This window comes from Pseudoalteromonas sp. AWH4_217 (assembly GCF_056161105.1).
The window spans coordinates 1-14,042 of record NZ_JBSWYM010000004.1 but is presented as its reverse complement, the minus strand read 5'-3'; the positions used below and the strand labels follow the sequence as shown (position 1 = coordinate 14,042).

The window sequence follows — 14,042 nt, the reverse complement described above, 5'->3', positions numbered from 1 at the left end:
GGAGGGCTTATTCGTATGGTAAAGGATCACTGGCCTGGTTTAATTCAAAGGCTTCCAAACGCTCCTGACAAGCGCCACATTTGCCGCATGCTTTCTCACGGCCGTTATAACAGGTCCAGGTTTTACTATAGTCCAGTCCCATTTTCAGGCCGTCTGTGAGGATCTCAATCTTAGTGTTGTTCAGGTAAGGACAAACAATCTCGATTTCTTCGTAGTTTGCGATGCGACAGACATCATCCATTTTCTTAACAAATTCAGGACGACAATCCGGATAAATTGCGTGGTCGCCTGAGTGGGCACCGTAAAAGACTTTACTGGCTTTGAGAGAAACCGCATAACCCACCGCAAGAGACAGTAAAATCATGTTACGGTTCGGCACAACCGTGCTTTTCATGCTTTCTTCTTCGTAGTGGCCTTCAGGCACTTCGATATCGTCGGTCAAAGAGGAGCCGCCGATCAACTGGTTAATAGCGGAGATATCGACAACTTTATGCGCTACCCCAAGTTCATCACAGGCCTGGCGGGCAACTTCGAGCTCTTTTACATGGCGCTGGCCATAGTTAAAAGACAGTGCATAGACCTCATAGCCTGACTTAAGTGCTTTGTTCAGGACCGTATATGAATCCATACCACCGGAATAAATAACAACGACTTTTTCGCTCATTGGTTTGCCTCGTTTATGTGCTCGAATACTCACTGACATTGGCCTCGATTTTAATAGAGGTTTGTGTCAGGGCGCGATATACTACACGGCCGCTGAAAAAATGACAATCCGACGGGTCAGATAATGCCAGTTTTTCAGCGCAGTTGCTGTAGCCAATGTGAATTGTAAACGTTAGATAATTGCCACTTATCCGGGCTGAACCCGGGAAGTAAAGTGAGTTCGGAGCTGTTTTGTACAAGATTAATGAAGTGTTTGAAACCATCCAGGGTGAAGCAAGCCACACTGGCGTGCCTTCTATTTTCGTGCGGTTACAGGGATGCCCGGTGGGGTGTGCCTGGTGTGATACCAAGCAGACCTGGGAGGTGGATCCGGTTTATCTTGTCAGTCTGGAGCAAACGGTGGAGAAAAAGGCCGATTCAGATTACTGGGCCAATGCGACGCCGGAGCAATTACTGACCTTATTTAAAGAGCGGGGTTACACTGCCAAACATGTGGTTATTACGGGTGGAGAGCCCTGTATGTATGACCTAAACCCACTTTGTGACAAGCTTCACGCTGAGGGGTACGACACACAGGTTGAAACCAGTGGAACATTTGAGATTCTGGTGCCGGATGAAACCTGGGTTACTGTTTCGCCTAAAATTAATATGCGTGGCGGGTATGAAGTACTGGCGAGTGCCATGCGCAGAGCCGATGAAATTAAGCACCCTGTGGCAATGGAAAAGCACATCGAAGAGTTAGAAGCTTTGTTTGAAAAAACCGGTGTGCACCCTAAGCTGGTGTATTTGCAACCAATCAGCCAAAAGGCGAAAGCGACCAAACTGGCTATTGATACCTGTAAACAAAAAAACTGGCGCCTGTCAGTACAGGTACACAAGTATATTGGTATAAGCTAGTCAGACACCGGCTCGTAGCGGTTTCACCTTTAGCCATATTTCCAGTGCGATGCTGCGAGTTGCCGGGTCTTCAGCGTTGCTATCTGATATCGGCCGGTTGTAGTGCTCAATGAGGGGCGCATCGTCCGGCTCGAAGCCACTGTGTGGCAACCAGGCCGAATACAGTGCCAGCTGAAAAGGCAGCAGGTTAGCGGCTAAATCATCATAGTTAAAAACAGCATACTGCCCACTGTTCAATGTGCTAAGCCTAAACGGCTCTCTGACAGCTGTTTTTAATGTAGCCGGGATCACCAGCGCGCCGTCGTATCTTGCTTTATCCAGAGGGGTAAAAAGCGGGTTATCATGACCAAATCCGAGCTTAGTGACGCATTCAGAGTCGAGACCTTGTACTTTGGCCCATTGATGGAGCTGCTCCCAACATTGCCAGATCCCCTCAAGATGATAACCCTCTGATGCTCTCAGCGTACACAAGTCCCGAGTGTCGACGTTCATGATTCGGGTGGGCACGGGAGTCTCGTCCGGCATGTGTGCCGACATTCGTTGTGCTTGCAGTTGCAGGAGTAACTCAATATTTAACTTTTGTGGTGCCATGTGCTGCGCTAGCTGTTGTCTCAGTCGTTCAGTTTTTCTCACGCTAACCGGTGTAATACCATAGTGATCTTTGAAAGAGCGAGCAAAGTTAGCGCTACTTGAGTAACCGCAATCCAGTGCTATTTCTGTCACGCTTTTGTCGGGATGGAAAAATAACAAAGACGCAGCGCGTTCAAGCCTTACTCGGTTACTATATTGTGTGAGAGATTCCCCCATCAGTGCAGAAAAAATACGCTGAAAATGAAACCGGGAAAAATGGCTGAGCGCTGCGGCTCTATCCAGTGTCAGCGGCTGACTCGATTGACTGTGGATATAAGCAAGCACCGGCTTCAGGCGTTGATAGTACTGCTCACGATGTTTGTCTTGCTGTTTACGGGTTTGCATTGAGACCTTCTAACCTGGATAAGTTGTGCTTGTTGTAGTGAAGCCAGCATAAAACGCAGGTTACTAAGGCTGCGATGATGTCAGCACTGACGATAGCCATAAAAACTCCCTGAAGATCAAACCACACCGGCAACACCAAAAGTAAAGGAGTAAACACAAATATGACTCTGAGCGCACTATAAAAGCTTGCCCGGCGAGCGTCGCCGATAGACTGATAGAAACCGCTGGCGATCAACACAATAGCTATCAGTGGTAACCCCCATAAAGCCGATTGTATCATTGTCTGGCCTTGATTAATCAGTAAGGACTGCTCTGTAAACCAGGCCATAATGCCGGATGCAAAAAAGACCAGCATTAATACCAAGAGTGTTGCGTACAGCATCATAGCGCCTAAGGCCACTTTCACTATTTTTCGCACGCGAGTTGTTTTCTGTGCGGCGAGGTTATAAGCGCAGATTGTCTGAAAGGTGACTAACATGGCAATCATCGGCAAAGTTGCAAAGGTGAGTACACGGCCCAGCATACCGTAAGCAATCACCCAGTTTTCACCCGCTGTCTTCATCAGCTGAATGTTCATGATGGCGGTTTGCCAGCCAAGACAGAGCTGGGTGATTAGGATAGGGGTTCCGATTGCCAGGATAGATAACCAGGCTCTGCACTCAGTAGTGAAGAGGATAGGTGTATCTCTGTCTTTGTTTTTTAGCATGTATATAGCCAGCACTATTGTGACTGCCTGTGATACCACTGTTGCCTTTGCTGCACCAGCTACACCCCAGTTAAACACCGCAATAAACAGGTAATCCAGTAAGATGTTTAGCCCCGAGGCGGTCAACATCAATAACATAAGCTTATGCGGCTGCCCCTCGGCACGAAAAATGTCGCCAAGTACGGGTAACAGAATCGCCACAAAGCTAAACAAGACGATGGGACGAAGGTAGGCATAAGCATCAGCTTTAAATATGGGGGCTACACTGAGCCAGTTGATTATTTCCAAAGGATAAAGCCAGCCTAAAAGCAACAGAATAATACTCAATATAAAGGCAATCTGGAGGGTATGACCGATTATCAACCCCGCTTTTTTTCGCATGCCAGCACCCAGTTGACGTGTTACCAGGGTGGCCATACCTGAAGATAACATGGCGGCCATTGCAGCAATCACCATTTGTATTGGAAAAGCGACTGCCACGGCACCCAAAGCCAGTTCACCCACAAAATGGCTGATAAAGAGCCCATCAATAAAGTTGAACAGGCCAACAACGAGCATACCAATACAAATAGGGAAAAAGTGCTTAAAAAACAAGGTGACAACTGGCTCGACTGCCAAGTGTCCAGTGCTGTGTAGCGAGGTTTTATTATTTACGGCCATCAAAAATGTCCTGTCGTATTTAACTTCAGGCTATTTTATTGACCCCGAATCACAGAGAATATTCAAATCTTGCGCAGTTGGGAGTGACCGCGCAGATCAGTCAATAGCACTCAGAGCTACCCATTTCAATAATCCGCTCGGTTTCACCACTATTTTTAAATAAATACAGGCCTTTATTGATGTCATTGAGCACGCCCCGCCAGTTAGGCTTGGCTTTACTGAGTGCAAAGTAAAGATTGTTATAGCGCAAGGCGGGTTCAACATTTTCAAGGCCTCTGAGCAAAGTGACCTTTTCAGACTTGGCCAGATCAGAGTAACTCACGGTAAAACGCAGCACCTTAGGGTCACCAATAATCAGGTCAACACGTTTGCCAACCAGCAATTTTACCAGTTGCAGATCATCGACGGCCTCCACAATCACAAACTCATTGTTGTCCATCATAGCGTCAAACTCAGGGGTGTTTTGATAACCGCGTACAACTCCTATGGTGGCGCCTTTCAGCGCATTGAGATTGCCTTCAAAACTATCTGACTCACCGCGACGTTTTAGTAACGCTATCTCGCCACCAGGGTAAGCGTTAGACAGTGCCAGCAGCTCACGACGTGTTTTCCCCTGATAGTTATCGGACGGTGATGCATCTTCGATAAAATACTCGGGGAAGAGGATATCTGCGCGACCGGATTCAACAGCTTTGACCGCTCTTGCCCAGGGCAGGAATTCGACATAAACCGGATAATCCTGATCGGCCAGCAAGGAAATGGTAAACTGAAATACCCAACCTTTATTACACAGCTGATCGCCGATATAAGGCGGCCAGTCGAGCGTTACCAAATGTAGTAGCGGTTTGTCACCACTTTTGTTATACAAATAGCCATTACGGTATTGCTCACCCTGTACCATGATGTACTTGCCCTGCTTAAAGTAGCCAACATTCAGGCTTGCAAAGGCGGTCAGTGAAGCGCTGCACAGTAACAGCAACATTACTACCCTGGTAAGTGTGTTCATAAGGTTTTCCTGGTGCGCACAGTTAAGATAAAAGCGTTTAAAAATAAAACGATGAGTTTGTTTTGAGACCGCATCGATTATTCATTAAGTCTAGACAGTATCACGCCAAAAGGAAGGGAAGAAGACAATAAGGCCAGCATTTTGCTGGCCTTATTCTAAACAATTAGTCTAACAAGAGCAGGTTTACTTGGTTACTGCACCAGTTCCTGATCGGTAAACTCATCTGCGAACAGCGGGCTAGACAAGTAACGCTCTGTAGCACTTGGCAGAATTACAACGATATTCTTGTCTGCGTTTTCAGGCTTTTCTGCCAGGCGTTTCGCAGCAACAACGGCTGCACCTGAAGAAATACCGACTAAGATACCTTCGTCTTTCATCAGCTGGTGGGCCATTGCAATCGCATCTTCGTTTGATACTTGCTCAGTGCCATCAAGCAACTCAAGATCCAGGTTGCCAGGAATGAAACCTGCGCCAATGCCCTGAATTTTATGTGGGCCAGGCTTTAATTCTTCACCTGCAAGAGCTTGGGAGATAACGGCAGAGTCAACTGGCTCTACCGCGATAGACTTAACGTCCAGACCTTTTTCTTTTTTCAGGTAGCGAGTTACACCGGAAATCGTACCGCCAGTCCCCACGCCTGCAACGAAGTAGTCAATCGCACCATCCATCGCTTCGAAAATCTCAGGGCCTGTGGTCTCTTCGTGAATTTTCGGGTTAGCCGGATTTTCAAACTGTTGCAATAAAACATATTTGTCAGGGTCGCCAGCCAGGATTTCATTCGCTTTTTCAATGGCGCCTTTCATGCCCTTGGCACCTTCAGTCAGGACCAGGTTAGCACCTAAGGCTTTCAGTAACTTACGACGCTCCAGGCTCATTGTATTTGGCATCGTTAGTGTCAATTTGTAACCACGAGATGCAGCAACAAAAGCCAATGCAATACCTGTGTTACCAGAGGTAGGCTCGATAAGTTCTTTGCCTTCGCTTAGCAAGCCGGCTTTCTCAGCTTCCCAAATCATAGAAGCACCGATGCGGCATTTTACGCTGAAACTCGGGTTACGAGATTCGATTTTGGCAAAGACGTTGCCACCGGTCACGCGGTTAAGTTTAACAATTGGGGTGTTGCCAATAGACAGGCTGTTATCTGCAAAAACGTTCGACATAATTTTCCCTTGAATGAGCTAAGGATATTTAATACTAGTCACACTTTACTGGGGTTGTAGCAAAACAAAAGGAAAGAATGGCTATAAGATATATTAAAAAGACTTATGCCTTGATGGAATAAAAAAATAAATATGTATAATAAAAGAGCAATGTAAACCCAGCCAGACTCCGCGTGTCTGACTGGGCTAATAAAGGGGCTTACATCAGCCAGGCGTAACTAAATTTGGCAAAGAATGTCTTGTTATCTTTGCTTATCTTGGTCAGGTCATCATCCTGATAGCCATTGTCCGAGTATCCGGCGAAAAACACCGTTTGGGGGTTAAGCTTGTAAGCATAGAGCAGCTGTGTACTGAGGCGTTTGTATCGGCTGTCCACGTCGTCGATGTAATTCGCCTGATTGCGGCGAATGTCCGTTTTGATGAACGCCAGTCTCAGGTAGCTATTGATGTTAAACTGATAGGTAAAGCGCACATCACTGAGGTTAGCGGTAAATACATCCATACCATTGGCGGTGAGTTTTTGATAGGTGTGCCGCAGACGTACCTCAAAATGCTTGCCCAGATAAAAGTCCAGCATAGGGCGGATATAACGCTCATCAGCCATACGGTTATTGGCTAAATCGACGCGGTTTCCTCTGCGCAGCGTTAACCCACTGAACACGCCCGGAGCCGGTTTACTTTCCAGGTAAATCCATTGGGTATTTTCGGTGAACAGATCGGTGTTCCCATCTATGGCCAGGCTGGTTTCGTCATGACGCAGGCCGGTTCGCTTGCGATGATCAATACCAAAATCAATGGTGCTCTGCAGTGGACCGCTGATGGCGATGTTGCTCTGAACTTCTTTTTCCAGCAGCTCTCCATTTTCATTGTGACTGATATCCCAGTCAGTATACCAGCGAGTGCGATTCCACCAGGTCTGGTCATCACCATACCAGCGATATTCAAAACCTGTGATGAACTTATTGAAGTCGACTTGTGACAAGAACCCCATGTCTGCCCTTAATGCAGCATCGTAGTTGCGATAACTCGCAAAGGCTTTCCAATGTTTCTGGTTATGACGGTAGTCAAGCATATAGCCCAGGCCCTGATTATCTTCCTGTAGCTGGGTACGAAGCACACTTTCATCTATCTCACAGTCGTCGAGGGTTTCGTCATCGCACAGCTCTTTCACCATAGCCGGGTCGTAGTCCGTTTTCGAGGTCAGGATCTGTGCTTTAAAAGTATCATTGGCAGTGGGTTCGTATTTACCATCCAGGCTGAACACCTGATTTCGGTAGTCGTTACTTTGCCGGGTTGTGGTTAATGCGCCTATAGACAAAGTTTCATCGGCATCATATCGATAGCGCAACGCCGCATTTTCACTTTTTTGCTCCAATGAAACCACATTTGAGCCCAGGTTACCTGGCACCATGACATTGGTAAACTCATCGTTAGTCACAAAGGCAGCATAAGTATGGCCCTGCTTGCTGCCCGTCAACTTGGCGCCATAGTCCGGCGCAGCAATGTTACGGGTGTGCAACAGGTTGATATGGGAGGAAAAATAGTCCGCGTTATCAAGGAAGAATGCGCGTTTTTCCGGGAAGAATAAACTAAAACTGTTGTTAACACTGAGCTGGCCATTGTCGGCTTCTACCTGAGAAAAGTCCGGATTCAGCGTGGCGTTTAAGGTGGTATCCGGTGTAATGGCCCACTTAACGTCCAGTCCCGGCTCATAGTTAGTGTCGTTCTCCCAGTCCGGGATAGTACTGCCGTCAATATCTCGAGATTGCTGGCGACTGATCACCATGGAGGGGATCACCGCAAGGTTGCTGCTTTGCCTGGCATCAGAAAAGCCGGTGTAAGCGGGCATCTGGCATACCCAGCACTGATTTTCATGGGCAATTTGCATACTGGAAATTCTCAGTCGCTCACTGCGAGGGTAGAAGCGTAAAAACTCCATGGCCATGGTTTTGGTGTCCAGGCTGTCATCAAAATTGAGTACACGTAACGGGATTTCTGCTTCAACTACATACCCAGACTCATTGATTTGCCCAGCAGAGTCCCAAATGCCATTCCAGGAATCGTCCTCGCTGCCACTTAAAACGTTCTCTATGGAATCCTGCTGTACACCGAGTGGGTTGATAAAAAACTGATAAGCACTGCGGCCAGTATTAAAGGAGTCGATCTTTATCCCAACCAGGTCGTCATTCCAGTTGCGGTCTCGGTCGCGGAAAAACGCTCTGATCTGACTGGGGTCCGGATCTTTGGCATCGAAGGCAAGAAACAGGGACTGGCCATTTTCAAACACTCGTACAGAGGTTGAAACCGGGCTTTTGGTATTTTCATATGGCCAGGTGACATTGTCGATGGCAATATGTTTTGCCTGCTGCCACACAGACTCGTCTATTTTTCCGTCGATATTTACGCTGGCATTGATATAAGGGATGCTTGGTTCGGCTGCCAGGCTGGTGGCGCTGAACCACAAGCATGGCGCTACGAATGAGAGTGAGCTTAAAACTTTATTTAACATTATTATCGGGTTTGATAGCACAACTTTGATGGCGCATTAAATACCAGAGATGGTGTGTGAACAATTGTTTAGCGTTTAACGGTAAGGTGGCCAAGTTAAGTGGTATTTTATTTATATTTTGTGAACAGTTAGTCAAGTCATATCGCAGAACTATGTACCTGCATTGTCATTCCGTGGTAAAAAGGCGCATCTGTTTTTTACTCAGGCGTGTTGTATGTCTCTTATTTTAAAACTTGTCGCTGGTATTTTCGCCGGTGTGCTGGCGGGGTTCTATCTGCCAATGTTCCTGGTCGAATTGCTCTACACCGTTAAGGTGATTATCGGACAACTGATTTCTTTTACTATTCCACTTATTATTCTGTTTTATATCGCATCAGGGATCGCAGGGTTGCCAAAGGCATCCGGCCATTTGTTAGGCAAAACAGTTGGTTTCGCATACGGGTCGACGGTCATTGCGGGAACTTTGGCTGTACTCTTAGTCAGTTTGGCGGTGCCCCTGTTTGAGGGCAGTGTTGCTTATCAGGCTGCTGAGGCCACTAAGGTAGAAAGCCTAATTAAGCTTCAAGTCCCACCGCTGATGGGCGTTATGACGGCACTGGCAACGGCCTTTGTGTTTGGTATTGGGATCAGTCAACTTCACCTGACTCAGCTCAAGCAAGTGGTTGATCAAGGCCGTGATGTCATTGATGCGCTGCTGGCTAAAGTGATCATTCCTGCCTTACCATTCTACATTGCTGGTGTGTTCGCAGAAATGGCTGTTGCGGGTACAGTGGCAGATACGCTGAGCACGTTTGGTGTGGTGTTACTGGCAGCTGTTGCCATGCACTGGCTGTGGCTGGCGTTTTTGTATATTACTTCCGGTGTATTGCTAAAGCGCAACCCTGTGGAACTCATTAAAAATATGCTGCCAGCCTATTTTACCGCAATCGGAACTATGTCCAGTGCGGCAACCATTCCTGTTTCTCTGCGTGCCAGTAAATCTAATAAAGTGAAAGAGGAAGTTGCAAACTTCACTGTCCCTTTGTGTGCCACCATTCACCTGTCAGGGTCAACAATCACGATTGTTACCTGTACTATGGCCGTAATGATGTTGTCACCTGAAATGACATTGCCCTCGTTGACACAAATGCTGCCCTTTATTTTTATGCTGGGTATTGTCATGATTGCGGCACCAGGGGCACCCGGCGGCGCTGTTATGTCTGCTTTGGGTCTGCTTAGCACTATGCTGGGTTTTGATGAAAGTGCTGTGGCCCTGATGATAGCGCTATATCTGGCACAAGATAGCTTCGGAACTGCGTGTAATGTAACTGGCGACGGCGTGATTGCATTATGGGTCGACCGTTTCTCCGAGCAGGATCTGAAATTGCATGGTAAATCATAGTCTAACTCTAATACTAAAGGCTGTTTTTACCTAAAGTGGAAACTCGAATTGATTATGCTTTGCAATTTTCTGTGTTACTCTTGCAAAGCATAATGCGTGCATAATACATGCATTATCAGACGATTAAATAAATGACATTTGGCAGTAATTGCCATTACCAAGGCTAGTGTGAGGGTTACCCGTTGATTAACGTACTTTTAGTTGATGATCATGAACTTGTCAGAACCGGTATAAAACGCATTCTGGATGATGTGCGCGGGTTTAAAGTGGTCGGAGAGGCTAAAACGGGTGAAGAGGCAGTGAGCTACTGCCGTCAGAGCGAACCCGATATCGTGTTAATGGATATGAATATGCCAGGTATTGGCGGTCTGGAAGCGACTAAGAAAATTTGTCGATACTGTCCGGATGTGAAAGTCATTGTTCTGACAGTGCACTGCGAAGATCCGTTTCCGAGCAAAGTGATGCAAATTGGGGCACATGGGTACTTAACTAAAAGTGCCGGGCCTGACGAGATGATCAATGCGATCCGTGCTGTTAACGCCGGACAGCGTTATATTGCACCGGAAATAGCGCAGCAGATAGCGCTGGCCCAATTTAGCGGCAAAGTCGATGAAAACCCTTTCCAGTCATTGTCGGATCGTGAACTGCAAATTATGTTGATGATCACCAAAGGTGAAAAAGCACAGGACATCGCAGACCGGCTAAATCTGAGTTCCAAAACGGTAAACAGTTACCGTTACCGCATGTTCGAAAAACTGAACGTCAGTGGTGATGTGGAATTAACTCACCTGGCGATTCGCCACAAAATGATCGACATCGACAGCTCTCATTAGGATGAGCGTGTTGTTCTAAATTAGAAGCAGTTTTCGACCATGGCAGTGTTTGACAGTCAGGCGTTTCTCAAAACGCTGACCACAGAACCTGGTGTTTATCGTATGTACGACGAAGATCATCAGGTTATTTATGTCGGTAAAGCAAAAAACCTTAAAAAGCGGGTCAGTAGCTATTTTCGCAGCAATATACCAGATGCTAAAACTCGGGTCTTGGTGAGCAATATTCGTCATATTGAAGTGACGCTGACGAATACTGAGACCGAAGCTCTATTGCTGGAAAACAACCTGATCAAAAAGTACCAACCCAGGTACAATATCCTGCTGCGTGACGACAAGTCTTATCCCTACATCTTATTGACCGATCACCGTCACCCTCGCTTAGCGTTTCATCGTGGCTCCAGAAAGAAGAAAGGCGAGTATTTTGGTCCTTTTCCTAGCAGTGCTGCTGTATCTGAAAGCTTACGCTTGATGCAGAAGATTTTCCCTGTCAGACAATGCGAAGACGCCTATTATCGGGCGCGAAGCCGGCCTTGTTTACAATATCAACTAAGACGCTGTTCCGCGCCTTGTGTGGCGAAAGTCAGTGATAAAGATTACGCTGAGCAGGTTGATATGGTGCGCCAGTTTCTGAGCGGTAAATCTCATCAGGTCATCGCTACTTTGGTGGAAAAAATGGAGCAGGCGAGTATGGCGCTCAATTTTGAAGCTGCGGCGAAGTTCCGGGATCAAATCGCCTTGTTACGTCAAATGCAGGAGCAGCAATCGGTTGCGGGCAATTTTGCTGAAATGGATGTAATTGGCTTTGCACAACGCAATGGCCTGAGTGCCATTCACATGTTGATGATCAGAGAGCATAAAGTTTTGGGGTCTAAAACCTTTTTCCCTAAAATACCCAAAGATTCGGGTCGAGAAGAGATCCTGACCAGCTTTGTAGGCCAGTACTATGTATCGACGGGCAGCCACGGTCGGATAGCGAAAGATATTGTATTGCCATTTGATATTGCTGAGCTGGACGATCTGGCCACAGCCCTTACTCAGGTTGCAGAGCGTAAAGTTCAGTTGAGGGTGAATGTGCGCTCAGAGCGAGCGCAGTACCTGGAGCTCGCTAATAAGAATGCCCTGAACAGCATTATGGTGAAGCAAAATGCGCAGGACTCCATTGATAAACGATATGCCAAATTAAAGGCGGCGCTGGGCGTGTCGGATATCAACCGTATGGAATGTTTTGATATCAGTCATACCATGGGTGAAAACACCGTGGCATCATGCGTGGTGTTTGATGGTCAGGGGCCTAACAATCGGGAATATCGCCGTTATAATGTTACGGGTATTACACCTGGTGATGACTACGCGGCTATGGCATTTGCGTTGAATAAACGATATGGCAAGGTCACAGACCCTGACAAGGTGCCAGACATTATCTTTATAGATGGCGGTAAGGGCCAATTATCGCGAGCAGAATCATTCTTTGAATCCTGGACGCTGGAAAAGCTACCTATGTTGATAGGTGTGGCGAAAGGCACCAGCCGTAAGCCAGGCTTAGAAACTTTACTGATCGATGGCGGGCGTAAAACCATTAATCTGGATAGTGACTCACCTGCATTGCATTTGATCCAGCACATCCGTGATGAATCTCACCGTTTCGCGATAGCGGGGCACAGAAGTAAGCGTCAAAAACAACGTACGCAATCTGTTCTGGAAGAAATAGAAGGCGTTGGTCTGAAGCGACGCCAGGCACTGCTCAAATACCTTGGAGGAATGCAGGGCGTAAAAGCCGCTAATATACAACAACTAAAACAAGTGCCGGGGATCAGCCCTCAGTTGGCTGAAAAGATATTTAACCATTTGCATGACAAAGCTTAAGCGTTCATGCGAACATAGTAAAAAAGAGTCTCTCTTAGTAGTTATGTGGAACATTCCAAACACGCTCACAACATTTAGGTTGTTACTTATTCCTGTTTTTGCAGTGATCTTTTATTTGCCTTACTCATGGGCATTTTTTGCTGCTGCTTTTATTTTCTGGCTGGCATCTGTGACCGATATTCTGGATGGCTATCTGGCACGCAAGCTGGAACAGTCAACGCCATTTGGTGCATTTCTGGATCCAGTGGCCGACAAAGTTATGGTCAGTGTGGCACTGGTGGTACTGGCGACCCATTATCAAAATATGTTTATGACTATTGCTACCATTGTCATTATCAGTCGTGAAATTGTCATTTCGGCACTCAGAGAGTGGATGGCCGAGCAGGGCAAGCGCGGTCATGTGGCGGTATCCTGGATGGGGAAGTTTAAAACTGCTGCACAAATGCTGGCCATCATTGGTTTGATCTGGCAGTTTGAACCCTGGATGGTGACGCTAAGTTATGCATTGTTAGCCATTGCGACTTTACTGACTGTGGTCTCTATGGTGCAGTATTTCTATGCTGCCCGTACTGAATTGATTAAATCTTAGTATTCGTTGGCTGAATACAAAGCGTTTTAGATAAAAAATAAGCAAACGATTAAAAAGCTTCATTTTTTATGTTGACGCCTCCCGGAACTTCTGTAGAATGCGTCCGTGTTGAGAGGCAACAGCCTAACAAAAAGAGAAGTTCAAAACGCTTCAATATCTTGAAAGTTTTGAATTTAACTAGGGTTTAAAACTGAAATTTTAAATTTCTAGTAACGCGAGTATAGCTCAGCTGGTAGAGCGCAACCTTGCCAAGGTTGAGGTCACGAGTTCGAACCTCGTTACTCGCTCCAATTTCTCTTTATCTGATTTAGTCAGAGTAGTGTGGCGGAATGGCAGAGTGGCCATGCAGCGGATTGCAAATCCGTCTACCTCGGTTCGACTCCGGGTTCCGCCTCCATTTTCTCAACAAACTCCACATGCGAAAGCAGCCCGATGCCCGGGTGGTGGAATTGGTAGACACAAGGGATTTAAAATCCCTCGCTGGTAACAGCGTGCCGGTTCAAGTCCGGCCCCGGGCACCATTGTTTAGAGCAAGTTAACTTAATTAAAGAAACAAAAAGAGCAATAAGCATCTTAAAGTTTTAAAAAGTTACAAAGCTCCTGGAACGCGAGTATAGCTCAGCTGGTAGAGCGCAACCTTGCCAAGGTTGAGGTCACGAGTTCGAACCTCGTTACTCGCTCCAATTTAAACAACCGGTGCTTTAGCAAACCCGATGCCCGGGTGGTGGAATTGGTAGACACAAGGGATTTAAAATCCCTCGCTGGTAACAGCGTGCCGGTTCAAGTCCGGCCCCGGGCAC

General features: G+C 46.8%; 11 protein-coding genes and 5 tRNA genes. 10 read left to right on the top strand and 6 right to left on the bottom strand.

The window, feature by feature from the left end; translation table 11 throughout:
- Positions 1 to 7 precede the first annotated feature (7 nt).
- Entirely contained in the window at positions 8 to 664 is a 657-nt protein-coding gene (gene queC / locus ACXAH1_RS05230) for a 7-cyano-7-deazaguanine synthase QueC (RefSeq protein ID WP_138552435.1), read from the bottom strand.
- A 230-nt stretch (positions 665 to 894) separates the two neighbouring features.
- On the opposite strand from queC, the gene queE reads away from it, so the two are divergent.
- Positions 895 to 1,560 carry a 7-carboxy-7-deazaguanine synthase QueE gene (gene queE / locus ACXAH1_RS05225; RefSeq protein WP_253049704.1) on the top strand — a complete coding sequence of 222 codons (666 nt, stop codon included), beginning with the start codon at positions 895 to 897 and terminating at the stop codon, positions 1,558 to 1,560.
- Here the strand turns inward: queE and ACXAH1_RS05220 are convergent, their stop codons facing one another.
- The 5 genes from ACXAH1_RS05220 to ACXAH1_RS05200 form a co-directional block, all read right to left on the bottom strand.
- Complete coding sequence (locus tag ACXAH1_RS05220; protein ID WP_475194470.1) at positions 1,561 to 2,535, bottom strand: AraC family transcriptional regulator; 975 nt, start codon at positions 2,533 to 2,535, stop codon at positions 1,561 to 1,563.
- Positions 2,522 to 3,901, bottom strand: coding sequence for an MATE family efflux transporter (locus ACXAH1_RS05215; RefSeq protein ID WP_475194468.1), 1,380 nt, complete (start codon positions 3,899 to 3,901; stop codon positions 2,522 to 2,524). The genes ACXAH1_RS05220 and ACXAH1_RS05215 overlap by 14 nt, the downstream gene beginning before the upstream one ends.
- 100 nt (positions 3,902 to 4,001) lie before the next feature.
- Positions 4,002 to 4,883, bottom strand: coding sequence for a substrate-binding periplasmic protein (locus tag ACXAH1_RS05210; RefSeq protein ID WP_475195112.1), 882 nt, complete (start codon positions 4,881 to 4,883; stop codon positions 4,002 to 4,004).
- A gap of 215 nt (positions 4,884 to 5,098) precedes the next feature.
- Complete coding sequence (cysK, locus tag ACXAH1_RS05205; RefSeq protein ID WP_253049711.1) at positions 5,099 to 6,067, bottom strand: cysteine synthase A; 969 nt, start codon at positions 6,065 to 6,067, stop codon at positions 5,099 to 5,101.
- Positions 6,068 to 6,266: 199 nt separating this feature from the next.
- Positions 6,267 to 8,576 carry a carbohydrate binding family 9 domain-containing protein gene (locus ACXAH1_RS05200; protein WP_475194465.1) on the bottom strand — a complete coding sequence of 770 codons (2,310 nt, stop codon included), beginning with the start codon at positions 8,574 to 8,576 and terminating at the stop codon, positions 6,267 to 6,269.
- A gap of 214 nt (positions 8,577 to 8,790) precedes the next feature.
- Between ACXAH1_RS05200 and ACXAH1_RS05195 the strand changes: the two genes are divergently transcribed.
- The 9 genes from ACXAH1_RS05195 (at position 8,791) to ACXAH1_RS05155 (ending at position 14,041) form a co-directional block, all read left to right on the top strand.
- Positions 8,791 to 9,957 (top strand): dicarboxylate/amino acid:cation symporter, encoded by a 1,167-nt coding sequence (locus ACXAH1_RS05195; protein ID WP_475194462.1) that lies wholly within the window; start codon positions 8,791 to 8,793, stop codon positions 9,955 to 9,957.
- A 182-nt stretch (positions 9,958 to 10,139) separates the two neighbouring features.
- On the top strand, positions 10,140 to 10,790 hold the full coding sequence (gene uvrY, locus ACXAH1_RS05190; RefSeq protein WP_010385932.1) for a UvrY/SirA/GacA family response regulator transcription factor: 651 nt from the start codon (positions 10,140 to 10,142) through the stop codon (positions 10,788 to 10,790).
- Between the two features lie 39 nt (positions 10,791 to 10,829).
- Entirely contained in the window at positions 10,830 to 12,653 is a 1,824-nt protein-coding gene (gene uvrC, locus ACXAH1_RS05185) for an excinuclease ABC subunit UvrC (RefSeq protein WP_475194460.1), read from the top strand.
- Between the two features lie 43 nt (positions 12,654 to 12,696).
- Positions 12,697 to 13,242 carry a CDP-diacylglycerol--glycerol-3-phosphate 3-phosphatidyltransferase gene (gene pgsA / locus ACXAH1_RS05180; protein ID WP_138552443.1) on the top strand — a complete coding sequence of 182 codons (546 nt, stop codon included), beginning with the start codon at positions 12,697 to 12,699 and terminating at the stop codon, positions 13,240 to 13,242.
- Between the two features lie 214 nt (positions 13,243 to 13,456).
- Positions 13,457 to 13,532: transfer RNA gene (locus tag ACXAH1_RS05175), tRNA-Gly, on the top strand.
- A gap of 33 nt (positions 13,533 to 13,565) precedes the next feature.
- Positions 13,566 to 13,639, top strand: a tRNA-Cys gene (locus tag ACXAH1_RS05170).
- A 37-nt stretch (positions 13,640 to 13,676) separates the two neighbouring features.
- A tRNA-Leu gene (locus ACXAH1_RS05165) sits at positions 13,677 to 13,763 on the top strand.
- A gap of 86 nt (positions 13,764 to 13,849) precedes the next feature.
- A tRNA-Gly gene (locus ACXAH1_RS05160) sits at positions 13,850 to 13,925 on the top strand.
- A 32-nt stretch (positions 13,926 to 13,957) separates the two neighbouring features.
- Positions 13,958 to 14,041 (top strand) — tRNA-Leu (locus ACXAH1_RS05155).
- Position 14,042 lies beyond the last annotated feature (1 nt).